The organism is Shinella sp. Sh6, assembly GCF_055392685.1.
Genome location: NZ_AP044006.1, coordinates 584,500 through 607,511, shown reverse-complemented (window position 1 = coordinate 607,511; position 23,012 = coordinate 584,500). Strand labels below are relative to the sequence as shown.

25 protein-coding genes and 7 pseudogenes are annotated in these 23,012 nt (G+C 59.4%); 29 read left to right on the top strand and 3 right to left on the bottom strand.

The window, feature by feature from the left end; all coding sequences use genetic code 11:
* From ACZ5TO_RS21410 to ACZ5TO_RS21345, 14 genes are all read left to right on the top strand, one after another.
* Entirely contained in the window at window positions 1-342 is a 342-nt protein-coding gene (locus ACZ5TO_RS21410) for a VirB3 family type IV secretion system protein (protein ID WP_464800607.1), read from the top strand.
* On the top strand, window positions 335-2,716 hold the full coding sequence (locus ACZ5TO_RS21405; RefSeq protein ID WP_464800606.1) for a VirB4 family type IV secretion/conjugal transfer ATPase: 2,382 nt from the start codon (window positions 335-337) through the stop codon (window positions 2,714-2,716). Before ACZ5TO_RS21410 ends, ACZ5TO_RS21405 begins: the two co-directional genes overlap by 8 nt.
* Window positions 2,716-3,414 (top strand): P-type DNA transfer protein VirB5, encoded by a 699-nt coding sequence (virB5, locus tag ACZ5TO_RS21400; RefSeq protein WP_464800605.1) that lies wholly within the window; start codon window positions 2,716-2,718, stop codon window positions 3,412-3,414. Before ACZ5TO_RS21405 ends, virB5 begins: the two co-directional genes overlap by 1 nt.
* Window positions 3,411-3,644 (top strand): EexN family lipoprotein, encoded by a 234-nt coding sequence (locus ACZ5TO_RS21395; RefSeq protein ID WP_464800604.1) that lies wholly within the window; start codon window positions 3,411-3,413, stop codon window positions 3,642-3,644. Before virB5 ends, ACZ5TO_RS21395 begins: the two co-directional genes overlap by 4 nt.
* Window positions 3,645-3,648: 4 nt before the next feature.
* Window positions 3,649-4,584, top strand: coding sequence for a TrbL/VirB6 family protein (locus ACZ5TO_RS21390; RefSeq protein WP_464800603.1), 936 nt, complete (start codon window positions 3,649-3,651; stop codon window positions 4,582-4,584).
* Window positions 4,581-4,886, top strand: a complete 306-nt coding sequence (locus tag ACZ5TO_RS21385; protein WP_464800602.1) for a hypothetical protein — start codon at window positions 4,581-4,583, stop codon at window positions 4,884-4,886. Before ACZ5TO_RS21390 ends, ACZ5TO_RS21385 begins: the two co-directional genes overlap by 4 nt.
* 4 nt (window positions 4,887-4,890) lie before the next feature.
* A complete protein-coding gene (locus ACZ5TO_RS21380) occupies window positions 4,891-5,562 on the top strand; it encodes a VirB8 family type IV secretion system protein (RefSeq protein ID WP_464800601.1) in 672 nt (223 codons plus the stop codon).
* A complete protein-coding gene (gene virB9 / locus ACZ5TO_RS21375) occupies window positions 5,559-6,413 on the top strand; it encodes a P-type conjugative transfer protein VirB9 (RefSeq protein ID WP_464800600.1) in 855 nt (284 codons plus the stop codon). Before ACZ5TO_RS21380 ends, virB9 begins: the two co-directional genes overlap by 4 nt.
* Window positions 6,414-6,426: 13 nt before the next feature.
* On the top strand, window positions 6,427-7,599 hold the full coding sequence (gene virB10 / locus ACZ5TO_RS21370; RefSeq protein ID WP_464800599.1) for a type IV secretion system protein VirB10: 1,173 nt from the start codon (window positions 6,427-6,429) through the stop codon (window positions 7,597-7,599).
* An 8-nt stretch (window positions 7,600-7,607) separates the two neighbouring features.
* Window positions 7,608-8,606 (top strand): P-type DNA transfer ATPase VirB11, encoded by a 999-nt coding sequence (gene virB11, locus ACZ5TO_RS21365; RefSeq protein ID WP_464800598.1) that lies wholly within the window; start codon window positions 7,608-7,610, stop codon window positions 8,604-8,606.
* A 469-nt stretch (window positions 8,607-9,075) separates the two neighbouring features.
* The gene (locus tag ACZ5TO_RS21360; protein ID WP_464800597.1) at window positions 9,076-9,327 is read left to right on the top strand and encodes an antitoxin; all 252 of its coding nucleotides are present in this window, start codon (window positions 9,076-9,078) and stop codon (window positions 9,325-9,327) included.
* A complete protein-coding gene (locus tag ACZ5TO_RS21355; RefSeq protein ID WP_184140532.1) occupies window positions 9,324-9,635 on the top strand; it encodes a type II toxin-antitoxin system RelE/ParE family toxin in 312 nt (103 codons plus the stop codon). Before ACZ5TO_RS21360 ends, ACZ5TO_RS21355 begins: the two co-directional genes overlap by 4 nt.
* A gap of 170 nt (window positions 9,636-9,805) precedes the next feature.
* On the top strand, window positions 9,806-10,060 hold the full coding sequence (locus ACZ5TO_RS21350; protein ID WP_464800596.1) for a type II toxin-antitoxin system ParD family antitoxin: 255 nt from the start codon (window positions 9,806-9,808) through the stop codon (window positions 10,058-10,060).
* Complete coding sequence (locus tag ACZ5TO_RS21345; RefSeq protein ID WP_184140530.1) at window positions 10,060-10,353, top strand: type II toxin-antitoxin system RelE/ParE family toxin; 294 nt, start codon at window positions 10,060-10,062, stop codon at window positions 10,351-10,353. Before ACZ5TO_RS21350 ends, ACZ5TO_RS21345 begins: the two co-directional genes overlap by 1 nt.
* A gap of 100 nt (window positions 10,354-10,453) precedes the next feature.
* On the opposite strand, the pseudogene ACZ5TO_RS21340 reads toward ACZ5TO_RS21345, so the two are convergent.
* Window positions 10,454-10,723, bottom strand: a pseudogene (locus tag ACZ5TO_RS21340) (FCD domain-containing protein); the annotation flags it as partial.
* A 193-nt stretch (window positions 10,724-10,916) separates the two neighbouring features.
* On the opposite strand from ACZ5TO_RS21340, the gene ACZ5TO_RS21335 reads away from it, so the two are divergent.
* The 15 genes and pseudogenes from ACZ5TO_RS21335 to ACZ5TO_RS21265 form a co-directional block, all read left to right on the top strand.
* Window positions 10,917-11,231, top strand: coding sequence for a helix-turn-helix domain-containing protein (locus tag ACZ5TO_RS21335; protein ID WP_184140528.1), 315 nt, complete (start codon window positions 10,917-10,919; stop codon window positions 11,229-11,231).
* Complete coding sequence (locus ACZ5TO_RS21330; RefSeq protein WP_184140527.1) at window positions 11,224-12,477, top strand: type II toxin-antitoxin system HipA family toxin; 1,254 nt, start codon at window positions 11,224-11,226, stop codon at window positions 12,475-12,477. The genes ACZ5TO_RS21335 and ACZ5TO_RS21330 overlap by 8 nt, the downstream gene beginning before the upstream one ends.
* Before the next feature lie 154 nt (window positions 12,478-12,631).
* Window positions 12,632-12,784: pseudogene (locus tag ACZ5TO_RS21325) on the top strand (polyphosphate kinase 2); the annotation flags it as partial.
* Window positions 12,785-13,178: 394 nt separating this feature from the next.
* Window positions 13,179-13,901, top strand: a complete 723-nt coding sequence (locus ACZ5TO_RS21320) for a FadR/GntR family transcriptional regulator (RefSeq protein ID WP_184140526.1) — start codon at window positions 13,179-13,181, stop codon at window positions 13,899-13,901.
* Entirely contained in the window at window positions 13,898-15,070 is a 1,173-nt protein-coding gene (locus ACZ5TO_RS21315) for a PLP-dependent transferase (RefSeq protein ID WP_184140525.1), read from the top strand. Before ACZ5TO_RS21320 ends, ACZ5TO_RS21315 begins: the two co-directional genes overlap by 4 nt.
* 38 nt (window positions 15,071-15,108) lie before the next feature.
* The gene (locus tag ACZ5TO_RS21310; RefSeq protein WP_184140523.1) at window positions 15,109-16,368 is read left to right on the top strand and encodes an ABC transporter substrate-binding protein; all 1,260 of its coding nucleotides are present in this window, start codon (window positions 15,109-15,111) and stop codon (window positions 16,366-16,368) included.
* Between the two features lie 81 nt (window positions 16,369-16,449).
* Complete coding sequence (locus ACZ5TO_RS21305) at window positions 16,450-17,373, top strand: carbohydrate ABC transporter permease (RefSeq protein ID WP_464800595.1); 924 nt, start codon at window positions 16,450-16,452, stop codon at window positions 17,371-17,373.
* 4 nt (window positions 17,374-17,377) lie between these two features.
* Window positions 17,378-18,211, top strand: coding sequence for a carbohydrate ABC transporter permease (locus tag ACZ5TO_RS21300; RefSeq protein WP_184140519.1), 834 nt, complete (start codon window positions 17,378-17,380; stop codon window positions 18,209-18,211).
* 11 nt (window positions 18,212-18,222) lie between these two features.
* Complete coding sequence (locus ACZ5TO_RS21295; RefSeq protein WP_464800594.1) at window positions 18,223-19,290, top strand: ABC transporter ATP-binding protein; 1,068 nt, start codon at window positions 18,223-18,225, stop codon at window positions 19,288-19,290.
* A 109-nt stretch (window positions 19,291-19,399) separates the two neighbouring features.
* Window positions 19,400-19,561: pseudogene (locus ACZ5TO_RS21290) on the top strand (ATP-binding cassette domain-containing protein); the annotation flags it as partial.
* Between the two features lie 60 nt (window positions 19,562-19,621).
* A pseudogene (locus tag ACZ5TO_RS21285) lies at window positions 19,622-20,365 on the top strand (transposase); the annotation flags it as partial.
* A 255-nt stretch (window positions 20,366-20,620) separates the two neighbouring features.
* On the top strand, window positions 20,621-20,917 hold the full coding sequence (locus tag ACZ5TO_RS21280) for a DUF2958 domain-containing protein (RefSeq protein ID WP_464800593.1): 297 nt from the start codon (window positions 20,621-20,623) through the stop codon (window positions 20,915-20,917).
* Between the two features lie 120 nt (window positions 20,918-21,037).
* Window positions 21,038-21,409: a toxin-antitoxin system TumE family protein gene (locus ACZ5TO_RS21275; protein WP_464800592.1), complete on the top strand. Its 372-nt coding sequence runs from the start codon at window positions 21,038-21,040 to the stop codon at window positions 21,407-21,409.
* On the top strand, window positions 21,406-21,789 hold the full coding sequence (locus tag ACZ5TO_RS21270; protein WP_184140510.1) for an HVO_A0114 family putative DNA-binding protein: 384 nt from the start codon (window positions 21,406-21,408) through the stop codon (window positions 21,787-21,789). The genes ACZ5TO_RS21275 and ACZ5TO_RS21270 overlap by 4 nt, the downstream gene beginning before the upstream one ends.
* A gap of 50 nt (window positions 21,790-21,839) precedes the next feature.
* A pseudogene (locus tag ACZ5TO_RS21265) lies at window positions 21,840-21,997 on the top strand (type II toxin-antitoxin system HipA family toxin); the annotation flags it as partial.
* A gap of 96 nt (window positions 21,998-22,093) precedes the next feature.
* Here the strand turns inward: ACZ5TO_RS21265 and ACZ5TO_RS21260 are convergent.
* Both ACZ5TO_RS21260 and ACZ5TO_RS21255 read right to left on the bottom strand, forming a co-directional pair.
* Window positions 22,094-22,330: pseudogene (locus ACZ5TO_RS21260) on the bottom strand (transposase domain-containing protein); the annotation flags it as partial.
* Window positions 22,331-22,899 (bottom strand): annotated as a pseudogene (locus tag ACZ5TO_RS21255) (IS30 family transposase); the annotation flags it as partial. It lies immediately after the preceding pseudogene.
* Window positions 22,900-23,012: the final 113 nt, after the last annotated feature.

The window sequence follows — 23,012 nt, the reverse complement described above, 5'->3', positions numbered from 1 at the left end:
ATGGCGACCGGACGCCCCGCCCTTGAGGAAGACACGCTGTTTATCGCCTGCACGCGACCGGCAATGGTTGCGGGCGTGACGATGGAGGCCATGGGCATCAATGTCATGGCGACAACGGTCTTCTATCTCGCGGCGGGCTCGATCGCCTATGCACTCGTCGGCGTGGTCTTCCATTTCATCTTTCGGGCACTCGTAAAGCACGATCACAACATGTTCCGCATCCTGGTTGCCTGGATCGGGACCTGCGGCAGGAACCGTAACGGCTCCTATTGGGGCGGGGCGACTCTTTCGCCCTTGAGGCTTGTCCGCCGCTTCGACGAACGGGATCTTGGATATGTCTAGCGTCAGGACCCTCAGGTCTCGCGAACTCGGACCGGAAACCTTCATTCCCTATGTCCGACACGTCGATGAAACTACCGTCGCGCTGGACTCCCGCGCCCTCATGGTCACGGTCGCGCTCGAAGGGGTGTCTTTTGAGACCGCCGACGTCCTTGATCTCAATGCGCTGCATCGCGACATGAACACGCTCTACCGCAACATCGCCGATGAGCGGCTCGCTCTATGGACCCACCTCATTCGTCGCAGGGATAGCGATTATCCCGAGGGATCCTTTGCGACGCCATTCTCTGCTGCGCTCAACGAGAAATATCGCGAGCGCATGGTGCGGGAGGATCTTTTCCGCAACGACCTTTATCTGACCGTTCTCTGGTCTCCGGCGCGTGACCCGGCCGAAAGAGCGGCCAAGCTGCTATCCCGCCTGCGGCGCGCCCATCGCGCCACGGTCGAACTCGACGTGGACGCACTGAAGCAGTTACAGGACAAGGTCGTCGACGTCACCGCGGGATTGAAGCGCTTCAAGCCTCGTGTTCTTGCCCTTTATGAGCGCGACGGCCTGCTGTTTTCGGAGCCGAGCGAAGTCCTCCATCAGCTTGTTGGCGGCCGGCGGGAGCCTGTTCCCTTGACTGACGGCCGCATTTCCTCGGCGATCTACTCGGATCGGGTCATCATCGGTCGCGAAACCGTCGAAATCCGGCACGAGGCGGAAAGCCGCTATGCCGGCATGATGAGTTTCAAAGAATATCCAACCCGCACGAGGGCGGGAATGCTCGACGGCGTACTGACCAGCCCCTTCGAACTGATCCTGTCGCAATCCTTCTGCTTTGTCTCCAAGGCCGGCGCCCGCGTCATCATGGGCCGCAAGCAAAACCAGTTGGTCAGCAGCGGCGACAAGGCCGCCTCTCAGATCGATGAGCTCGACGACGCGATGGACGATCTGGAATCCAATCGCTTCGTGCTCGGCGAACATCACCTCACTCTCGCCGTCTTCTCACCCTCGGTGAAGGAACTGACCGACAATCTTGCCAAAGCCCGCGCCGCGCTGACCAACGGCGGCGCTGTTGTGGCACGCGAGGATCTTGGTCTCGAGGCGGCCTGGTGGGCACAGCTGCCGGGTAACTTTCGCTACCGTGCACGATCGGGCGCGATCACCTCTCGCAACTTCGCTGCGCTATCGCCATTCCATTCCTATCCGATCGGTCAGAAGGACGGTAACGAATGGGGGCCGGCGGTCGCCTTGCTCAAGACAGCATCGGGGTCGCCTTTTTACTTCAATCTCCATTATGGTGATCTGGGCAACACCTTCGTGTGCGGCCCATCCGGCGCCGGCAAGACGGTAATCGTCAACTTCCTGCTCTCGCAGCTGGAAAAACACAACCCGCATGTCGTCTTCTTCGACAAGGACCGCGGCGCGGACCTTTATGTCCGTGCCGCTGGCGGTACCTATCTCCCTCTTAGGAGCGGCACACCCACCGGCTGCGCGCCCCTCAAAGCCCTCGATCTGACTCCCGAGAATAAGATGTTCTTGACGCGCTGGGTCGGCAAGCTCGTAGGTTCCGGCACACACGAACTGACGGTATCGGAGCTGCGCGATATCGCCGACGCAGTGGATGGCCTTGCCGATCTGCCCCCGGGGCAGCGGACGATCGGCGCACTCCGGACGTTCCTAAACAACACCGATCCGGAAGGCATCGCCGCGCGACTGCGGCGATGGGAGAGGGGAGGGCCACTCGGCTGGGTCTTCGACAACGTCATCGAGGATGTCGGCCTCGGCGATCTTGGCGGCAGCGGAAAGTTCATCGGCTACGACATGACTGACTTTCTCGACAACGAGGAAATTCGCATCCCACTGATGGCCTATCTTTTCTATCGCGTCGAGCAACTGATCGACGGGCGCAGGATCATCATCGTCATCGATGAGTTCTGGAAAGCCCTCCAGGATGAAGGCTTCCGTGATCTTGCGCAAAACAAGCTGAAGACGATCCGCAAACAGAACGGCTTGATGCTGTTCGCCACGCAGAGCCCGCGCGACGCGCTCGTCTCATCAATTGGGCACACGATCATCGAGCAATGCCCGACGCAGATTTTCCTGCCGAACTCTCGTGGCAACCATGCCGACTATGTCGAGGGGTTCAAGCTGACCGAGCGCGAGTACGAATTGATCGCACGCGAACTTTCCGTCGAGAGCCGCAGGTTCGTGCTCAAGCAGGGGCACAACAGCGTTGTCGCAGAGCTGAACCTTAGCGGCTTTGACGACGAACTCGCCGTCCTTTCCGGTCGGACAGCCAATGTCGAACTTCTCGACGCGATCCGCGCTGAAGTCGGCAACGATCCTAAGGATTGGCTTCCCGTTTTCCAGGAAAGAAGGAGCGCAAGCTGATGGTTTTCTATCAACTTCATGTCGCGGCAGTCGCGGCGGCCATTGCCCTGTCTGCCGGCAGTGCGGCAGGGCAAGGGATTCCGGTCATCGACCAGACGGCAATCCTGAAGCACATCGAGACCATCGCCCAATTGAAATCCCAGCTCGATGCGTTGCGTCAGCAGATCGAACAGGCCCAACAGCTTTACGGCTCGCTCAACAAACTGACTGACATGGCGGACGTCGCGAACGTGCTCAACGATCCTGCAATCCGTCAGGCGCTTCCGTCCGACTTCGCCGCCATCGAGAGTTTGCTGAAGGGAGACAGTAGCGGCGTGTTTGAGGACACCGCCTCAAAGTTCCTGGAAAGCAACTCCGTCTATCGCACAGCCGCCGACGATTTCTATGCGAAGGAACTCGCACGCGCGCAAAACAAGAACGCTGGCCAGATGAGCCTTGGCAAGCAGATGTACGATGCCGCCACCAAGCGCATTCATGGCATCGATCAGCTGCGTGAGAAGATTTCGACAGCAGGCGACGCCAAAGAAATCGCCGATCTGCAGGCGCGGCTGCAAGCCGAACAGGCTTTCCTCCAGACCGATGTGCTGCGGATGGAAGCTTTACGGATGGTGCAACAGGCGCAAAGTCAGGTCGATGAACAACGGAAGGCGGAAGACTGGCGCCAGCGCATGGACGCGATGAAGGCGGCGCTGCAATGAGGCGAGTACCGTTCCTAGCCGCGCTGCTGATCCTTGGAGCCTGCTCCGAGAAGACAGAGCAGACCTATACCACCGACAAGCTCATTGCCGACAAGGCACTGCCATCCCGCATCATGATGGAATGCCGCAACAATCCGGCCGAGCTGCGAGAGACAACCAACTGCCAGAACGCCGAAGCGGCCGACGGCAAGCTCCGCCTGGAGAAAATGCGCGAGGCATTGGGAGGCTGAACCGATGTACCATGTGTTCGAGTTCATCGACGGGCAGTTTAAGCGCCCGTTGGAAATGTTCGTTTCCGAAGGATCTTCAAACATCGCCGAGTGGGTTACCGGCCCGCTGACGGCCGCCGTAACGCTCTACATAGTTATCTACGGATATCTAATATTGCGCGGCTCCATCCACGAGCCGGTCATGGAGTTCGCCTTCCGCGCGATCAAGCTGGCAGTCATCGTCATGCTGGTGACGAACGCTGGCGAATACCAGACTTATGTCACGAACATCTTCTTCCATGTTTTGCCACGCGAGATCGCGCAGGCGCTCAACACTGGCACGACGCCGAGCGCCAGCACGTTCGACAGCCTGCTGGATAAAGGGCAAGCATCGGCGTCCGGCATCTGGTCGCGCGCATCTTGGCCGATCGACATTGTTACAGGTGTCGCTGGCATTATGGTAATCGGCGTCAGCTTCCTCGTCGCGGGGATCGGCTATGTTGTCTCGCTCTACGCCCGGCTGGCGCTGGCCATGATACTGGCATTCGGCCCCGTCTTCATCGCGCTTGCCATGTTCCAGTCCACCCGCCGCTTCACAGAAGCGTGGATCGGACAGCTTGCGAACTTCGTCATCCTCCAAGTTCTTGTCGTGGCGGTCGGCGCGCTCTTGATTTCCTGCCTCGACTCCACCTTCACGGCGATTGATGGCTACACTGACATCCTGATGCGCCCGACCGCGCTCTGCGCCATCGGCATCGCCGCACTCTACGTCTTCTTTCAGCTCCCTAGCATCGCCTCGGCCCTCGCCGCCGGCGGGGCCTCGCTGGCCTACGGCTATACCTCAACGCGAGATGCACACGAGAGCATGCCCACACGAGGAGCCCGTTACACAGGTCGGCTGATCGGACAGGGCGCCCGAGTTGCCGCTCGCAAACTCGGCTGGAAAGGAAGGCACGGATGATTGCCTTTCTCAAGACGAACACAATGTCCGGCCGAAGGATCGGACCCGCCGTCCTTATTGCCATCCTCACCACGCTTGGTGGCTGCGCCTCGCTGACCTATCCGCTCCCGAAATGCGACGGCTATTCGCGACGGCCGTTGAACCGGTCGATGTGGGACTGGGAGGGTGATCTCAAGCGACAGCGCGAGGACTCCAGCGCTCGGTCCACGACGTCGGCCACTCCCTATGTCGAGGAAGGCAGATCAACCGCCGCGTTCGCGCAATTCAATATCGACGGCTCCTATCGCCGTTGCACGGGGTAATCGCATGGTCTCCACAAGCGGTCTTAAGAGCTATTTCGAGAAGGCTCGGCGTTTCGACCAGGACCGGATTTTGCAGATCGAGCGATCGAATCGAATCGCCTGGTCGACCGCGATCGTGTCCAGCATCGTCGCCGGCGTTGCCATCTTCGCGGTCGCGGGCCTGACTCCGCTGAAGACCGTCGAACCCTTCGTGATACGCGTCGACAATGCCACGGGGATCGTCGATGTCATCTCGGCGCTTACTTCGACAGCGGGCACATATGACGAGGCGGTAACGAAGTATTTTGCGGCAAAGTACGTTCGCGCCCGAGAAGGTTACGTCTGGAGCGAGGCGCAGGAGAATTTCCGCACGGTCGCGTTGTTATCGACCCAGGCTGAGCAAGCCCGGTTCTCTACTGCCTACCGCGGAAGCAACGCGGAATCACCGCAGAATATTTATGGTCGTGCCGCCACCGCCAGGATCAACATCGCCTCGATTTCCCTGATCAACCAGAATGTGGTGTCCGTGCGCTACATGCGCACAATCGTCCGTGGGGAGGAAACCCGCACCTCTCATTGGGTGGCGACGCTCACCTATTCCTATGCAAACGCACCAATGTCTTCGACGGACCGGCTGGTAAATCCCCTCGGCTTTGCGGTCAGTGAATACCGCGCTGACCCGGAGGCAATCAATTGATACGAAAGACAATTCTTCTCGCTTTTCTTTTCGGCGGAGCAGCCTCGTCAGCCCTTGCGCTCGACATCCCCCGTGGGGCGTCGCAGGACAGCCGTGTCCGGTTCGTAAACTATCAGCCCTACAACATCACCAGGATCGTCGGCACGCTGCGCTCCTCCGTGCAGGTCGAGTTCGCAGCCGACGAGGAGATTGCTCATGTCGCACTCGGCAACAGCGTCGCCTGGGAGGTGGCGCCGGCCGGCAATATCCTGTTCCTGAAACCGCGCGAGAACCAGCCGGTGACGAATATCTCAGTGGTGACGACGCGCCGGGATGGATCGACGCGTAGCTATCAGATGGAGCTGACGGTGCGCGACGGCTCGGTCGCGGTCGGCCAGAACACCTACTTCTATGTGAAATTCCGCTATCCTGCCGATGAGGCGGAACTCCGTCGGCGGCAGGCTGCGGCGCGCGCACTCGCCAACCAGGCGAAGCATGCTGATAATGTGCTTGCGCTTCACGAGGCGTATGGGCCACGCAACTGGCGCTATTCGGCGCAGGGAACGCAGGCACTGGAACCCCAGAGCATCTACGACAACGGTAAGATCACGACCTTCACCCTCGCGGGCAATCAGGAAATGCCGGCCGTCTATATGGAAAACTCGGACGGCTCCGAAAGCCTGGTGCCGCAATCCGTCGACGGCAATCTGGTGATGGTCCACGCGATCAGTCGCAAGTTTATCCTGCGCCGCGGCAAGGACGTGCTGTGCGTGTTCAACGAAGCCTATGATCGCGTCGGCATCAACCCGGATACGAACACAACGTCGCCCTCCGTGGAACGCATCGTCAAAGACGATGCTTCAGCGCAATAAGAGAGGGGAGGCCATGGCTCAAGAGGAGGAAATTCGAATCCCGGGCGAACGCGCCGAAACAATCACTGGCCGGCGCATCGACCAGAACCCCGTCTTAAAGCGTGGCGCGGTGGCGCTCGCCGTCGTGGCGTTCATCGGATTTGCTCTCTGGTCGGCGACTGGGAAAAAGGCGAGGGACGAGAACGCGCAGCCGGAGCGCGTCGTCATTCGCCAGAACATGCCGTTCGAAGCGGCCAAGGAGAAAATCGAGCCCAAGAAGACGGTCCCGGAGGTGAAGTTGCCAGTCCCGGTCGTGGAACCTGTCGTCGAGGAAAAAGACGAACTGCTCGATTCAGCCCGCCGGGCACCTGTAATGGCTTTCAGCCGTGGACAGAAGAATGCCACCCAGCGCCGAGAGGCCGACAGTTCCGAAACGGCCGCAAACAGCAATTTCCTGCCGCTCGATGGCAACATGATACGACAGACCCAGCAGGACAGCGATGAGCAGCGGTTCGATCGGCTGCTACTGCCGACCAAGCTCGAAGGATCACGGGCCGGCACGCTAGGCAATCGCGACTTCATCGTCGCAATGGGGACATCGATCCCCTGCGTGCTGGAAACGGCCTTGGCATCCGACCAGCCGGGATTCGCCAGTTGCGTGATCAATCGCGATATTCTTTCGGATAACGGCAGAGTCGTCCTGATGGAGAAGGGTACCCAGGTTGTTGGTGAATACCGAGGCGGGCTGCAGCGCGGGCAAAAGCGCCTCTTCGTTCTGTGGAGCCGTGCCAAAACCCCGAAAGGCGTGATTGTCACGCTCGCATCTCCTGCGACCGACGCGCTCGGCCGCGCCGGCGTCGACGGCTATGTCGACATTCACTGGTGGGAGAGGTTCGGCAGCGCTCTGCTCCTTTCCATTGTCGGTGACGCGACAAGCTATGCGAGCAGCCGATTACAGGACAGCGATGTCGATGCGCAGAACACCTCCAGCGCAGGCAAGCAGGCGGCGGCAATCGCGGTCGAGCAATCCATCAACATTCCGCCAACGCTCAACAAGAATCAGGGCGAGCTCGTCTCGATCTTCGTCGCCCGTGACCTGGATTTCTCGGGGATCTATCGCCTGCGCGTAACGGAGCCGAGGAATCGCATTCTCGACCGAGCGGTGCTGGGGGATTTCGCGCCGGACTCGAAGCTGGTAACGAAGTAGCGGCGACGATGACGGAAACACAGGATGCTGCGGTTGTTCGTGAGCTGCTGAAGCCGTTTTCGGCATTTCTGCAGGATTGCTCGCTCTATGAGGTGATCGTCAATCGGCCCGGGCAAGTAATAACGGAAGGACCCGGCGGGTGGCGGACTCATGACCTTCCGGAGCTTTCCTTCGATAAACTCATGCGCCTTGCCCGGGCCGTGGCCAGCTTCTCGCATCAATCCATTGATGAAAGGCGGCCGATCCTATCGGCAACGCTTCCTGGGGAAGAACGCATTCAGATCGTTATCCCTCCGGCAACGCTGAAAGGCACGGTAAGCATCACGATCCGCAAACCATCATCGGTCGATTTTACACTCGACGATCTGGAAGAGCGGCAGTTTTTTGCAGACACGCGGACCATTAAGACCGATGCAGCAAGCGACGACGACGAGTTACTCGCTCTCTACCGCGCCGGTCAGGTCAAAGACTTCCTGCGCCAGGCGGTGGTGTCCCGAAAGAACATCATAATTTCGGGAGCGACAGGATCGGCAAAAACGACACTTTCCAAGGCGCTTATCAAACATATTCCAGAAGATGAGCGGATCATCTCGATCGAGGACACACCGGAACTTGTCATCCCACAACCGAACCATGTACGGCTATTTTATTCGAAGGACCGGCAGGGGCTATCACAAGCGCGACCTAAGGAACTCCTTGAATCGAGCCTTCGCATGCGCCCGGACCGCATATTGCTACAGGAACTGCGCGATGGGACCGCGTTTTACTACATAAGGAACATCAACTCCGGTCATCCCGGTTCGATCACCACGGTCCATGCAGACTCGGTGTCTCTCGCGTTTGAGCAGTTGACCCTCCTAATAAAGGAATCGGATGCTGGTCGAGACATTGAGCGCTCAGAGATCCTGAACCTGCTGAGAACTTCGATCGATGTCGTTGTTCAATGCAAGCGGATAGGCGGAACGTTTCGAGCGTCTGAGGTATATTTTCGTACAGAGAAGAAATAAAACCCCGGTCTTTCGAAAGGCCTTACCTTGCACCGCCACACAGTCGTTCTTTGAACGTTTTTTGCGGATGGACCAATTTTCTGAACGTTTTTTTATCGTTCGTGCGTTCAGTTATAATGCATTGAGGAAAACATTATAACTCCCTCATTCTTCGTCAATCGATTAACCGAGAATTCGCGGCAAAAGGCGCCGTTATAATGTTCGGCGACAAAATTATAACGGAATGAGAACGAGGCTTTCCCAGCGGCCGATAGCTGGAAGGCGCTCGACTGTTCGATTCCTTTCAAGAGCTAGACGCACACGTCCAGCGGTCGGTCTGGGATTGTGCTCGAGCGGAGGTAGATAGGGGGATCGGCGTCTTCTTGGAAAGAACAAATCTCTCCAAGTGATATCGGATCAGAGGTATCCGTGGTGGCCACATGCCCACATATGTGCGAATATGGGTATCCTCAGTTCAGGAGCATGTTAGATGAGCCGATTGACGATCGACATAACGGATCAGCAACATCAAAGCCTAAAGGCGCTGGCTGCTTTGCAGGGCAAGACAATCAAGCAGTATGCACTTGAGCGCCTCTTTCCCGGTGACGAAGACGCAGAACGAGCCTGGGAGGAGTTGAAGACGTTGATAAACACGCGCGTCAATGAGGGGCTCGCCGGTAGACTGTCGACCAAAACCGTAGGTGAGATCCTCGACGAGGAGATTCCCGAGGGTCGTGCTTGACTGCCTACATTCTGACCGCGGAGGCGGAATCAGATCTACGTTCGGTAATCCGCTACACACGTGCGCAATGGGGTGCTGCCCAAGTACGCCGCTATGTCTCGGGTTTGGAGCGAGGTATCTCAATCCTTGCCGACGGCAAAGGTTCTTTCAGGGATATGAGTGCACTTTATCCGGCGTTACGAATGGCGCGATGCCAACATCACTACGTCTTTTGTCTGCCACGAGAGGATGCGCCCGCCCTCATCGTGGCGATTCTTCATGAACGAATGGATCTCATGAAGCGCTTGGTTGATCGTCTAAACGAATGATGTTGGACGGAGGGGAGATTACCTGAGCGGAAGACCGTCAAATCCTTGTTATTGCGTGGCCCAAAAAGGGGGCGCCAGTTCTGACCCTTTCAAGAGCCTGCCGCACGGCAACCAATAGTTTGACAAACTTTGCCATTGGCGGATATCGTTACCCAATCAAGGAGATTCAAATGGCGACGATGAACGTATCCCTGCCGGCCCCCATGAAAGATTGGGTTGAAGCCCAAACTAAGACCGGTCGGTATTCGAATGCGAGCGATTACGTCAGAGACTTGATCCGCAGAGATCAGGCGCGTACCGACAAGATTGCCGAGATGCAGCGGTTTGTCGATGACGGAATTAGAAGCGGTGTTGGGAGCCGTTCAGCGGACGAGCTGTTTGCTGCAGCCACCACGCGAGCCGAGATCAGCCGCGAACGCGCTTGATGCCATTCATCCTATCGGTCCAAGCGGAAGAGGATGTAATCTCAATTGCCGAAGAAGGCATTCGCATCTTCGGAGCATTGGTTGCTAAACGATATCATGATGAGCTCTTCACTTTGTTCGAGCTAATTGCCGGCAATCCACGAATGGCGCGTGAGCGCCATGAGATTTCTCCGCCTGTTAGGATCCATCCCTTCAAGGCACACCTTGTAGTTTATCGCATCAAAGAGGACGGAAGCGTCTTTGTGATCCGTATCAGGCATAGCCACGAGGATTGGGCAGCAGATTCGCTCTAGTCAATTGTTTTGTCGAGCTCATGACGTGCTGGTCATAAGTTCGAACCTCATCAAGAGCCTTAGCGGCCACGGGTTCCCTCCCTCTCGGACAACGTCGTGACTATTCCGCAGCTGCAAGAGGACCGAAGGAAACGTCGGTCGTATAGTTCTCGCGCAGGAACGCGATGAAATTGTCCTGGAACTGCCGGGTATGGGCATGGGCCAGTTCGTCGGCGCGCTCGACGTTCTTCTCCCGGATCGCCTCCAGCATCAGGTCGTGCTCGTCGGTCAGGAGATAGCCGTCGCCGGTGCGCTCCAGATATTCGAAATGCAGGTGCAGCATGCGTTGGCCCTGGTTCAGCAGCCGCTCGTAGAAGGAGGCGAGATAGGGGCCTGCCGTTAACAAAGCATATAAGGTGGGCATGACTGACAGACTTTGGCATCATCAGTCAGAAAACAATATGAATGATAGATAAACAGATCAATTATGAATAGTTGATCTGTATTTATATCTTTTTTGTTGACCGATCTTAGAATGTTTGAGATAGCTTGCCTAATCCACGGAGAACTTTTGGGTAGGTCGGATGGCACGGTCTGAGTCAGATGCCTTGCTGGAAGTCGGTCGGTTGCTAAAGGCTACCCGTAAAGGCCGGCAACTGACCCAGGAGCAGGTTGCCGACATGGCGGGCATATCGCGTCCCCGCTATCGCGAGATAGAAGCCGGAAGCAGTGCTGCGCGCACGACGACCCTGATCAACATCGCCCGTGCTCTCGGACTTGAGTTGATGCTTATACCGCAGGCGATGGTTCCGGCCGTCGACGCGCTGCTGCGACCGCATGACGATCTCGACGATCTCCCGGCATTCATGGCTCATGCAGATGGGGATGAGAATGCCTGAAGCTTCATCCGATCCGAGATCCATCTCGTCGCTCGACGTGCTGCTGAACGATATGAAGGTCGGCACGATCGTCAGGACGCCCGGCGATTTCAACGCCTTCAGCTTCGAGGACAGCTATCGCGTATCGGGCGGCTTCCCAGTGCTCAGCCTGTCTTTTCGCGCAGCCACTGGCGGCTTGCGCAAGGACCCAAAACCCGTTGCCCGCGCTTTGCCGGCGTTCTTTGCTAATCTGCTCCCTGAAGACAAGCTGCGGGAAGCAATGGAAAAACACCACGCGGGGAGTGTCCGCGCCGGAAACGATTTCGACCTGCTCGTCGCGCTCGGTTCGGATCTGCCAGGCGCCGTCCGCGTCGTGCCGAGCGACGGGACGATTGCCCGTCTCGACAATCTGCCCGCTACCAAGCCGAAAGCCCGGTTTTCGCTCGCCGGCGTTCAGATGAAGCTTTCGGTCATCAAGAATACGGGGAAGGGCGGTGGACTGACGTTGCCGATCGGCGACGAGCAGGGGGCCTACATTGCCAAGTTTCCTTCGACCTCGTTTCCCGGCGTGTCAGAAAACGAATATGCCAATCTTGCATTGGCTGAAGCGATCGGCATGGAGGTTCCGGAGCGTGAACTCGTCGAGCAATCAGAGTTCGAAGGTATCCCGAAGGAGTTCGAGACACTGTCGGACGGTAGAGTCTTGCTCGTCAAACGTTTCGATCGTGGCGCAAACGGCGAGCGGATCCATATCGAGGATTTCGCGCAGGTATTCGGCGTCTATCCTTCGCGGAAGTACGAAGGAGCTGCATATCATGATATCGCCGCAGCCTTGAACGTTGCCGTTTCGTCCGACGCTGCGCTCGAGTTCGTCCGCCGACTGGCTCTGGCTGCTATAACCGGCAATGGTGACATGCACCTGAAAAACTGGTCGCTGATCTATCGCGGAGCGGGCGACAAACCGGAGTTTGCGCCTGTTTACGACGTGCTCTCGACAATCCCTTACATCCCAGCAGATGCCATGGCTCTGTCGCTCGCCGGCGAACGCCCCTTCAAGGCGTTGAATGCGCAACGATGGAAAGCCTTCGCCAATCGCGCGCGCTTGCCGGAAGCGGCCGTGCTTAAAGCGGTGGTCGATACGGTCGAGCGCGTCAACGAAGTTTGGTGGTCGCTGCCGGAACGTAATGTCGTCCCGGCGAAGGTTCTCGAGCGTATCGATACGCATGTAAGGCTGATGACGCCCATCCTTGGCACGTGCGCCAACTGAAGTGGCGGCCAATCTCGCTGATCTACAATAAGCCCATGAGGCTTTTCGGATCGTATCGCGGGCGATCGCTAACGCCAGATGCCGGTGGTTAGAAAACCTATAAAAGGGCCAGATAGATACAAATAAGTCTGTTTGATATTGGGCTCTTCCGACCCTGTCCGAAGTGCCCGTTCAAACCCTTGAACGCCGTGTCTATTTCCGTGAGTTGTTCCGCCTTCAGCACGAGTTGGTCAAATTGCAGGATTGGGTGCAGCACAAGAAGCTCAAGGTCGTGGTACTGTTCGAGGGGCGCGATTCCGCAGGCAAATGTCGGTGAGTATTGGCACGGGCTTAGGTCGTCAGGGAGGCCGCCCGCATCAAACCGCATGCTGTGATGGACTTTGACGTCGTCAAGGCGATTGCCGATCAGAAAATCATCCGTTGTTGATTTCATACCTTTGGATCACGCCAGCCGGGCCTCGTAGAACATGGCGGCGTCGTATGGCCTCGTAACGGACTTAGGCCGCTCACGCGACTTGGTCGAGCCGACGCGAGGATTTCCGCCGGTGCTTAGCGGAAATTATTTCCGTTTTATCCGCTGATAACCACTTCGGGACGCCTCGCTCAACCTCTCGAATGCGGCTTGACAGGCCTAGCCTGCGGCATAATGATAAGATGTCAGACCAATTTGAGAAGCTGACACGGAACAGGGGATTGGCGTCATGCCGGCAGAACCAGGCGGCAGGCCGCAGATCGAGCCGTTGCCGCCCATCGACCGGGCGCGGCAGGTGACGGAGGCTTTGGCCTCCTATATTGATCGGGCGAGCCTTCAGGCAGGCGACCGCCTGCCAGCCGAGCGCGAGCTCATGGCGGCGCTGGCGGTCGGCCGCTCGACCATCCGCGAGGCGATCCGCCATTTCCAGGCGCTCGGCGTCATCGAAAGCCGCAAGGGCAGCGGCACCTATCTCCTGAAACCGGTCACCACCGCCACCGTGCACATGCCGCTCTCCTTCGATGCGGCGCACTTACGCGACGTGCTGCTCCAGACGCTGGAGGTCCGCCGCGGGCTCGAATGCGAGGCGAACATGGTGGCGGCCCGGCGGCACACGCCGGAGGATCTTGCCGTCATCGCGGCGAAGCTGAACGAGATGGAACGCGTCCACATCGCCAAGGGCAGCTCCGGTCCGGAAGACCTTGCCTTCCACCTCGCCATCTACGATGCCACGCACAACCCGCTCTTCAAGCAGCTCCTCGAACAGATGCGCGGCGCCTTCGAGCGCTTCTGGGAAAAGCCGTTTGACCGGCCGGATTTCGCCCGCCGCTCCTTCCCGTTCCACCGCACGCTCTTCAATGCGATCGCCGCCGGGGACCCCGAGACTGCGCGCATCGAAACCCTGAAAATCCTCGAAGTCGTCGAGGAAGACATCAAGGAAATGTCCCGATGATCAACGGAGCCGATCTGTTCGACTTTGCTTCCCTGACCGTCGCCCACGACGAGGCGAACGCCTTCGACGCGGTCGTGCCGCCCATCGTCCAGACCTCGCTCTTCACCTTTAGCAGCTATGACGAGATGGTCGCCGCCTATCGCGGCGAGATCGTCCGGCCGATCTATACGCGCGGCCTCAACCCGACGGTACGCGCCTTCGAGGAGATGCTGGCGAAGCTCGAAGGCGGAGAGGATGCGCTCGGCTTTGCCAGCGGCATGGCGGCGATCTCTTCCACCGTGCTCTCCTTCGTCGAGCCGGGCGACCGCATTGTCGCCGTGCGCCATTGCTACCCGGATGCCTTCCGCCTGTTCGGCACGCACCTGAAGCGCATGAAGGTAAAGGTCACCTATGTCGACGGGCGCGACGAGGAGGCCGTCGCCAAGGCCTTGCCGGGCGCAAAGCTCCTCTATCTCGAAAGCCCGACGAGCTGGGTCATGGAGACGCACGACGTCGGCGCGCTTGCCGCGCTCGCCAAGCGCCACGGCGCTGTCAGCGTCATCGACAACAGTTGGGCGAGCCCTGTCTTCCAGCGGCCGCTGACGCTCGGCGTCGATCTCGTGTTGCATTCCGCCTCGAAATATCTTGGCGGCCACAGCGACGTCGTCGCGGGCGTCGTCACCGGCTCGAAAGAACTGGTCGGCCGCATCCGCGCGGAAGCCTATCCCTATCTCGGCGGCAAGCTCTCGCCCTTCGATGCCTGGCTTCTGGTCCGGGGCCTGCGCACCCTGCCGATCCGCATGAAGGCGCATGAGGCCTCGGCGCTCGACATCGCCGGGCGCCTGCAGGCGCTCGATATCGTCGACACGGTCTTTCATCCGGCGCTCGCCAACCGCCTGCCGCCGGGGCTCACCGGCACGTCCGGCCTTTTCTCCTTCACCTTCCGCGAGGGCATCGACATCCGCGCCTTCGCCGATCACCTCACCCTTTTCAAGCTCGGCGTCTCCTGGGGGGGACACGAGAGCCTGATCGTGCCGGGCGAGGTGGTCCTGCAGCAGAAGGCCCAACCGAATTCCGCGCATGCCTTTGGCATCGATGCGCGGTCCGTGCGTCTCCATGTCGGCCTGGAGGGAACCGAGGCCCTGTGGAGGGATCTGGAAGCGGCGATGGAGGCCGCGACCGAAAACTGACGTCGAACGAACGATCAAAACGAAAAGAGGGAACGACCATGAAAAGACTTCTGACTGCGGCGCTTCTCACCACGCTGATGGCCTCGAGCGCGCTTGCCGATACCACGCTGAAGCTCGTCGAGGTGATCACCAGCCCCGAGCGCACGGAAACGCTAAAATCCGTCGTCGGCAAGTTCGAGGCGGCCAATCCCGGCACCAAGGTCGAGATCATCTCGCTGCCCTGGGGCGAGGCGTTCCAGAAATTCGCCACCATGGTCTCAGCCGGCGAGACGCCGGACGTCATGGAAATGCCCGATACCTGGCTGTCGCTCTATGCCAATAACGGCATGCTCGAAAGCCTCGAGCCCTATCTCGAAAAGTGGGAGTACACGCCGGGCCTGACGGCGCGCGCGCTTGAGCTCGGCCGCGACATCAAGAACACGGCTTATATGCTGCCCTACGGCTTCTATCTTCGCGCCATGTTCTACAACAAGAAGCTGCTGGCCGAGGCCGGCGTTTCTGAGCCGCCGAAGACGCTCGATGAATTCGCGGAAGCCTCCAAGAAGGTCTCCGCGCTGCCCGGCAAGTACGGCTATTGCCTGCGCGGTGGGCCGGGCGGCCTCAACGGCTGGGTGATGTTCGGCGCGTCCATGGCGGGCGACAATAAATTCTTCAACGATGACGGCACCTCCACCTTCAACAGCCCGGGCTGGGTCAAGGGCCTCACCTTCCTGATCGACCTCTACAAGAACGGCTATGCGCCGAAGGACAGCGTCAACTGGGGCTTCAACGAGATCGTCGCGGGCTTCTATTCCGGCACCTGCGCCTTCCTCGACCAGGACCCGGATGCGCTGATCGCCATCGCCGAGCGCATGAAGGCGGAAGACTACGGCATCATGACCATGCCGAAGGGCCCGGACGGCAAAACCTTCCCGACCATTGGCTTCGCGGGCTGGTCGATGTTCGCCTCCAGCGCCAACAAGGACCTGTCCTGGAAGCTGATCGAGACGCTCGAAGGGCCGGAAGGCAATATCGAGTGGAACAAGCGCACGGGCGCGCTGCCGGTGCACAAGTCGGCTGAGAAGGATCCGTTCTATGCGAGTGAGCAGTTCAAGGGCTGGTTTGCCGAGCTCGAGGACAAGGATGCCGTGCCGACAGTGATGCCGACGCATCTGGAGGAATTCGCCTTCTTCAAGGATTCGCTGGTGATCAAGACCTCGCAGGAGGCCCTTCTCGGCGACATCACGCCGGAAGACCTCGCCAACCAGTGGGCGGACTACCTGACCAAGGCGCAGCAGAAGTTCCTGGCGAAGCAATAGCGCCGGAGCCGCCGGACGGAGAACGAGGCTCCGTCCGGCTTCTTCCACGAAACGCCCCGCAAGCCTGACGGAAGCGAGACGATGACCTATGCTGCCCATCCCCCGGCCACAAAGCCGTTCAGAAAGAGGTTCGCCGATGCTGCGGAGCCCTATCTCTACAGCGCGCCGGCGCTGATCCTGATCGTCGCCGTGATGTTGGTGCCGCTGGTGCTCGGTATTTCCTACGCGTTCCGCGATATCCAGCTCCTCAATCCCTTTTCCGGCGGCTTCATCGGGCTCGATCATTTCCGGGCGCTGGGGCAGGACCAGGCCTTCTTCCGGGCCCTGCGCAACACGCTCTGGTGGACGGGCGCCTCGGTTTTCCTGCAATTCGTCTTCGGGCTGATCCTCGCGCTGCTGCTGGACAAGCCCTTTGCCGGACGCGGGCTGGCGCAGGCGCTCTGCTTCCTGCCATGGGCCGTACCGAGCTTCCTTGCCGGCCTCAACTGGGCCTGGCTCTTCAATCCGGTGATCGGCCCGCTGCCGCACTGGATGTATGCCTTCGGCATTCTCGACGCGCCCAACAACATCCTGTCCGATCCGCAGCTTGCCATGTGGGGGCCGATCATCGCCAATGTTTGGTGGGGCATTCCCTTTTTCGCGATCACCCTGCTTGCCGCGCTGCAGGCGATCCCGCGCGATCTCTACGAGGCCGCAAGCATCGACGGGGCCGGGCCGGTCCAGCGCTTCGTCTCGATCACGCTGCCGTTCCTCGCGCCGACCATTGCCATCACCATCCTCCTGCGCACCGTCTGGATCTCCAACTTCGCCGACCTCATCGTCGTCATGACGAATGGCGGGCCGGCGGACCGCACACAGATCGTCGCGAGCTATATCTTCACCCAAGCCTTCAAACGGCTGGATTTCGGCTATGCCTCGGCCATCGCGCTCGTCCTGCTCGTCCTGCTTCTCGTTTATTCGCTGCTGATCGTACTTCTGCGCCAGACGCTGCTCAACAAGGACTGACGCCATGCGAACCCGACAACTCGCCTTCACCGTCGCGCACCGGCTTGCAATCCTCGCCTATATCGTCTTCGCGCTCTTTCCGCTCTTCTGGCTGCTCAAGGTCTCGGTGACGCCGAACGACCTGCTCTACAGCGAGGGCGTGCGCATGTGGCCATCGCGCGCGACGCTGGAGCATTATACCTTCGTCATCGCCCACAGCGCCTTCCCGACCTTCTTCAAGAACAGCCTGATCGTCGCGGGCTCCACGGCGGTGACGGTGACGATCCTCGCCTCGCTCGCCGGCTATGCGCTGTCGCGCTTCCGCTTCCGGGCGAAATACTGGATCGTCGCGCTGATGCTGATCACGCAGATGTTCCCGCTCGTCATGCTGGTCGCACCGATCTTCAAGATGCTCTCGCCGCTCGGCCTCACCAACAGTCTGACAGGCCTCGTCATCGTCTACACCGCCTTCAACGTGCCGTTCGCGACCTTCCTCATGCAGTCCTTCTTCGACGGCATCCCGAAGGACCTGGAGGAGGCGGCGATGATCGACGGGGCGACGCAGTTCATCGCCTTCCGCCAGATCATCCTGCCGCTGACGCTGCCCGGCATCGCCGCGACCCTCGGCTTCGTCTTCACCGCCGCATGGAGCGAACTGCTCTTCGCGCTGATGCTGATCTCCGGCAACGACGCGGCAACCTTCCCGGTCGGGCTTCTTACCTTCGTCTCGAAATTCTCTGTCGATTTCGGGCAGATGATGGCGGCGGGCATTCTCGCGCTCATCCCGGCCTGCCTCTTCTTCCTGCTCATCCAGCGCTATCTCGTGCAGGGCCTGACGGCCGGTGCGGTCAAAGGCTGAAAGGACCTTCCATGGCTTCCATCGATATTGAGGGCATTCGCAAGAGCTTCGGCGCCTTTCCCGTGCTGCACGGCGTCGACCTTGCCATCAGGGACGGTGAGTTCATCGTGCTGGTCGGCCCCTCCGGCTGCGGAAAATCGACGCTGCTGCGCATGATCGCCGGCCTTGAGGAGGTCACAGCCGGCGACATCCGCATCGATGGCAAGCGCGTCAACGATCTTGCCCCGAAGGACCGCGACATCGCCATGGTGTTCCAGTCCTATGCGCTCTATCCGCATATGAGCGTTGCCGACAACATGAGCTACAGCCTGCGCCTTCGCCGCTCCACCAAGGAGAAGATCGCCAGCGCCGTCAGCGGCGCGGCCGCCAAGCTCGGGCTCGATCCGCTCCTGGAGCGCCGCCCGCGCGCCCTTTCCGGCGGCCAGCGCCAGCGCGTCGCCATGGGCCGCGCCATCGTGCGCCAGCCGAAGGCCTTTCTCTTCGATGAGCCGCTATCGAACCTCGATGCGCGCCTGCGTGAACAAATGCGCGCCGAAATCAAGAAGTTGCACGGCGATCTTCACGCCACCTCCATTTACGTGACGCATGACCAGATCGAGGCCATGACGCTCGCCGACCGCATCGTCGCCATGCATGGCGGGGTGGTCCAGCAGGTCGGCACGCCGCTCGATCTCTACGACCGGCCCGCCAACCTCTTCGTTGCCGGCTTCATCGGTTCGCCGGGCATGAATTTCTTCGAGGGGCGCTACCTCGTGTCCGGCGACCACGCGGACCTGAAGCTCGAAAACGACGTGACCCTGCCGGCGCGCAGGGTCGGCGGCATAGAATCGGGTGAACCGGCAACCCTCGGCATCCGTCCGGAGCATGTCGTCATCACGGAAGGCGGCGCGCTGGAGGGGAGGGTCGATCTCATCGAGCCGACCGGCTTCGGCATCATCATGCATGTCACGGTGCATGACGTGCCGCTCAAGGTCTTCACGCTCAACCGCGCCATGCTGAATCCCGGCGCGACCGTCCGTCTCGACCTGCCGCGCGACAAGCTGCACCTCTTCGACGGTGAGGGCAGGCGGCTGGGGTGAAGCCGGGCTGGTTTTGCAGGGAACACTCGCTGATTTACTGCGCCGAGCTTCTGGCGATTTTTTGCCGAATGGCCGGTTTTGCGACCTTTGCGATGTTTCAGAATGGGATGTCCTCGACCTCACCAACTACCTGGAACGCCGGCCGAGACAGCTTTCCGGCGGTCAGCGCCAGCGCGTGGCCATCGGCCGGGCGATCGTGCGCGAGCCGTCGACCTTTTTTTTCGACGAACCACTGTCGAACCTCGACTCGGCGCTGCGCGCCGCGCGCAGAACCCTTTCTGCCATGGGAGCCTAAGCCGATGGAGATGCACAATCGCGATCTGAAGGAAGACATTCGCGACACCAGATCGAGATCGTCGCACGAGACCGTGGCGGTGGATATGCGCAGGCCGTCGCACGAGCGTTGCCACACGCCGGTCAGGTTACCGACCGTTGGCATCTGATGGAAAACGCCAGCCACGCCTTTCTCGACGCCGTTCGTAAATCAATGCGACAGGTCCGGATGGCAATCGGCACTGCCACGGTAAATCCAAAACTGCTGATCGCCGCTGAGCGGCTGCAATACGAGGGATATCTGCGGCGCGAAGAGGCAAACGCCGTTATCCGCGGGTTCGTCAGTGAGGGTTTGTCCATCAAGGAGATCGTGCGCCGAACCGGGCATAGTCGAAAGCTGGTCCACAGCGTCGTTCGTGGTCAGCGGACTGACATCTTCCGGGTTCGGCAAACCTCTCTCGAACCGCACCTGCCTTGGCTTGAAGCGCAATGGGATGCCGGATTGCGTAATGGAGCCGAACTGTGGCGTCAGCTTCGACTGGCCGGTTTTGGCGGAGGCCTGCGTGTTGTCACCGAATGGGCAACAAGACGAAGTCGGGCAGAAAAGGCTGAGAGCGGACTTGGTCATGCTCCCGCCGCGCGAACCGTCGTTCGCCTGATGACCCTCGAGCGCAACAACCTGACCAAGGCTCAAACGATGACGGTTGCCGCCATCGAAGAGAGGCTGCCGGACCTTGTGGACGCCAGGGATGTCGTTGAGAGCTTCCATGACATGTTGCGCCGCAAGTCCTCCGGTCCGCTCTTAACGCGGAAAACTCAATATGATGCCGCAACTGAATCATTCTCGAAAATCCGCTCTTATCGCGGAAAATGCAATATGACTCGCTAGCGTAGTCGCCACCGATGCCAGCCGCCGGGGAGATGACCGCCGCCCTTTGCTCGAATTTTCTCACCATTCAGATGCTCAGTTAGGCCAGAAGTAGCATGACGATCGGCAGCGGCTTCGGGTCAAGCCCGCGGCGGCTGCAATTTCCGGCAAGGCGAGAGGCTGATCGATATGGGCGGCCATATAGTCCAGCGCCGGTCGCAGGCGCGCGTTGGGATGGGATGGAAACGCACCGAAGGTCGGTTCTGTCGGCAGGGTCGTAAGTCCACATCCGTGTGTATCGACGCCAAGTCTCCAACTTTGTATCCGCACCCCCGCCGGCTCAGTCCCGCGTGGAAACCAACAGGTTCGGTCAGTATCGGAGAGCTGACAAGTGTCAGCGGTCTTTTTGGTCTCAAGATCGAGCGCGACCTGCATTTCGAAGCCAAGCAGACGTTGTCCGCTTACGCGTCGGAAGCACACGACTGAGCCATATCAACGCCTGATGCGTGACGGGAGTGGCCTTTGCAGGCCGCTCCCGTTTAACGGGCGATACCCGCTTCCGAAAGTCGTTGCCTCTTGTTATCAGTGTGTGATAACATAGATAATATGAATTTAGAACGCGACGAAGGGCTCGATGCTCTTTTGGGTTTGGACGGAGAGACATTCTTTGTCGATGCAAGCGGGCATTACAAGGTCAAGTTCGTCGTAAAGCGCGTAAAAGCCGACGAACGTAAACCACACGGCCTGAATTACAGCCTCACGCTGCACGACAAGTCGGGCGACCGCATTGTTGGATTCGATAATGCCCATCCCGTGCCTACCCAGTCGGGGCCGGCTGGCAAGAAGCGCATCGTCAACGACCATAAGCACCGGTTCAAGACGATCCGCCCGTATGATTACAAGGACGCAGCCACCTTGCTTGGAGATTTCTGGGCACAGGTGGATTCCGTCCTGAAAGAGGAAGGAGTCACACCATGACCGCACTCAAGGTAGGTATTGCCTCTTACGAGGATTACAAGAAGCGCACGATGGCCATTGCGCGCGGCCAACTCAAGCCCGCGGCCGATGATCCCAAGGTGTGGTTCACCTCCATGGAGAGCTTTGCGAAAGTGCTTTCGGATCGCAATAGGGAGCTTCTTGCGTTGATCGCGGCCACAAAGCCTGGCTCAATGAACGAACTGGCTGAAAAGACCGGTCGGGCACCATCCAATCTATCGCGCACATTACGCACAATGGAGAGGTTCGGTCTGGTGCGTTTCGAGAAGGGGGCAGGCAAAACGCAGGCTCCCCGCGTCGACTACTCAGACATCATTCTTGATGTTCCTCTCCAGCGCGCAGCGGAAATACTGGCAATCTGAAGACCCGTTCGGCCTGCGCGCAGTATGAATATCTGGTCGCTCGCAACGCATATCCTTCGCGGAAATACGAGGGTGCCGCCTATCATGATATCGCCGCAGCCTTGAACGTTGCCGTGTCGTCCATCGCTTCTCTTGAGTTCGCCCGCCGGTTGGCTCTGGCAGCCATCACGGCAATGGCGACATGCACCTGAAGAACGGGTTGTTGATCGTAAGCGCGATTTTCAGTTCCTGCACCTGGATGAGGTTTGATTAGGCTTGTGTCCATCATGGAGGTTATGGACACAAGCGCGATGCTACCGTCGCATCATGGCGCGACCCGAGCCTTGGCGAAGTTGAAGGGTAGCAAGTCGGTAATGTCGTCCTCAGCCGGGCGCTGCGGCAGTTCGGTGAGAACGAAGCGCAGCCAGACGTATGGATCGATACCGCAGGCACGGCAGGTCAGCATGAGGCTGTAAACGACGGCGCTGGCTTTGGCACCGGCAGGCGTATCGCTGAACAGCCAGCTATTGCGTCCGGTGCAAAACGGCCTGATGTCGCGCTCACGCTCGAAGATCAACAGATCGCCTTCCCAATGGCCGAACTGGGATCGATCACCGATAAAATCAGGGCGTTGCGATATCCTGTTACCGGCTGGAAATACGCTGTTACGCGGCTTCTTCGATCCACGCGGACGGCGTTTGCGGCGTGCCTCGGGCAGGTAGCGGTAAAGGCCAAGCCCGTAAGCCTCCTTGCCATAGATGAAACGGTAAATCGTTTCTTGCAGATCCGGACCAGGCTGATCCCATCAGCCAGAAGTCGGCCGGCAATCTGCTCCGGTGACCAGTAGGCCTCCAGCTTCTCGATAATCATACGACGCAAATGCGGATGACGCCGCAGCTTTCGCAAACGCCAGTGTCGTTCCTTGGCAATGTCATCGGCAACCGTGCTGTCGTAGCCGTCGTAATCTGGCAGTTCGCGATCCCTAAACGTGTTGCGCTTGATCTCGCGATAGATGGTCGAACGATGGCGTCCGAGCTGACGGGCCATCCCGTTGACGGGAACATTTGCCGCCACCAGTTGATGTAGGCGTCGTCGGTCGGCGCGAGCAAGCTGCGTATAGCATCGGGACATGCCAAGATCTCCATAGTGAAGCCGTGTCTCATCGGCTCTCACTGCGGTCGATCCAGGCGCAATATGCAATGGACAGCCGATGGTTACTTTCGTTGCGATTGGCGAAGCATCGA

Bases quoted from the DNA above. Each gene is read 5' to 3' on its own strand.
- ACZ5TO_RS21410 (WP_464800607.1), top strand. From the start codon at position 1: ATGGCGACCGGACGCCCCGCCCTTGAGGAAGACACGCTGTTTATCGCC.
- ACZ5TO_RS21405 (WP_464800606.1), top strand. From the start codon at position 335: ATGTCTAGCGTCAGGACCCTCAGGTCTCGCGAACTCGGACCGGAAACC.
- virB5 (WP_464800605.1), top strand. From the start codon at position 2,716: ATGGTTTTCTATCAACTTCATGTCGCGGCAGTCGCGGCGGCCATTGCC.
- ACZ5TO_RS21395 (WP_464800604.1), top strand. From the start codon at position 3,411: ATGAGGCGAGTACCGTTCCTAGCCGCGCTGCTGATCCTTGGAGCCTGC.
- ACZ5TO_RS21390 (WP_464800603.1), top strand. From the start codon at position 3,649: ATGTACCATGTGTTCGAGTTCATCGACGGGCAGTTTAAGCGCCCGTTG.
- ACZ5TO_RS21385 (WP_464800602.1), top strand. From the start codon at position 4,581: ATGATTGCCTTTCTCAAGACGAACACAATGTCCGGCCGAAGGATCGGA.
- ACZ5TO_RS21380 (WP_464800601.1), top strand. From the start codon at position 4,891: ATGGTCTCCACAAGCGGTCTTAAGAGCTATTTCGAGAAGGCTCGGCGT.
- virB10 (WP_464800599.1), top strand. From the start codon at position 6,427: ATGGCTCAAGAGGAGGAAATTCGAATCCCGGGCGAACGCGCCGAAACA.
- virB11 (WP_464800598.1), top strand. From the start codon at position 7,608: ATGACGGAAACACAGGATGCTGCGGTTGTTCGTGAGCTGCTGAAGCCG.
- ACZ5TO_RS21360 (WP_464800597.1), top strand. From the start codon at position 9,076: ATGAGCCGATTGACGATCGACATAACGGATCAGCAACATCAAAGCCTA.
- ACZ5TO_RS21350 (WP_464800596.1), top strand. From the start codon at position 9,806: ATGGCGACGATGAACGTATCCCTGCCGGCCCCCATGAAAGATTGGGTT.
- ACZ5TO_RS21345 (WP_184140530.1), top strand. From the start codon at position 10,060: ATGCCATTCATCCTATCGGTCCAAGCGGAAGAGGATGTAATCTCAATT.
- ACZ5TO_RS21335 (WP_184140528.1), top strand. From the start codon at position 10,917: ATGGCACGGTCTGAGTCAGATGCCTTGCTGGAAGTCGGTCGGTTGCTA.
- ACZ5TO_RS21330 (WP_184140527.1), top strand. From the start codon at position 11,224: ATGCCTGAAGCTTCATCCGATCCGAGATCCATCTCGTCGCTCGACGTG.
- ACZ5TO_RS21320 (WP_184140526.1), top strand. From the start codon at position 13,179: ATGCCGGCAGAACCAGGCGGCAGGCCGCAGATCGAGCCGTTGCCGCCC.
- ACZ5TO_RS21315 (WP_184140525.1), top strand. From the start codon at position 13,898: ATGATCAACGGAGCCGATCTGTTCGACTTTGCTTCCCTGACCGTCGCC.
- ACZ5TO_RS21310 (WP_184140523.1), top strand. From the start codon at position 15,109: ATGAAAAGACTTCTGACTGCGGCGCTTCTCACCACGCTGATGGCCTCG.
- ACZ5TO_RS21305 (WP_464800595.1), top strand. From the start codon at position 16,450: ATGACCTATGCTGCCCATCCCCCGGCCACAAAGCCGTTCAGAAAGAGG.
- ACZ5TO_RS21300 (WP_184140519.1), top strand. From the start codon at position 17,378: ATGCGAACCCGACAACTCGCCTTCACCGTCGCGCACCGGCTTGCAATC.
- ACZ5TO_RS21295 (WP_464800594.1), top strand. From the start codon at position 18,223: ATGGCTTCCATCGATATTGAGGGCATTCGCAAGAGCTTCGGCGCCTTT.
- ACZ5TO_RS21280 (WP_464800593.1), top strand. From the start codon at position 20,621: ATGGGCGGCCATATAGTCCAGCGCCGGTCGCAGGCGCGCGTTGGGATG.
- ACZ5TO_RS21275 (WP_464800592.1), top strand. From the start codon at position 21,038: ATGAATTTAGAACGCGACGAAGGGCTCGATGCTCTTTTGGGTTTGGAC.
- ACZ5TO_RS21270 (WP_184140510.1), top strand. From the start codon at position 21,406: ATGACCGCACTCAAGGTAGGTATTGCCTCTTACGAGGATTACAAGAAG.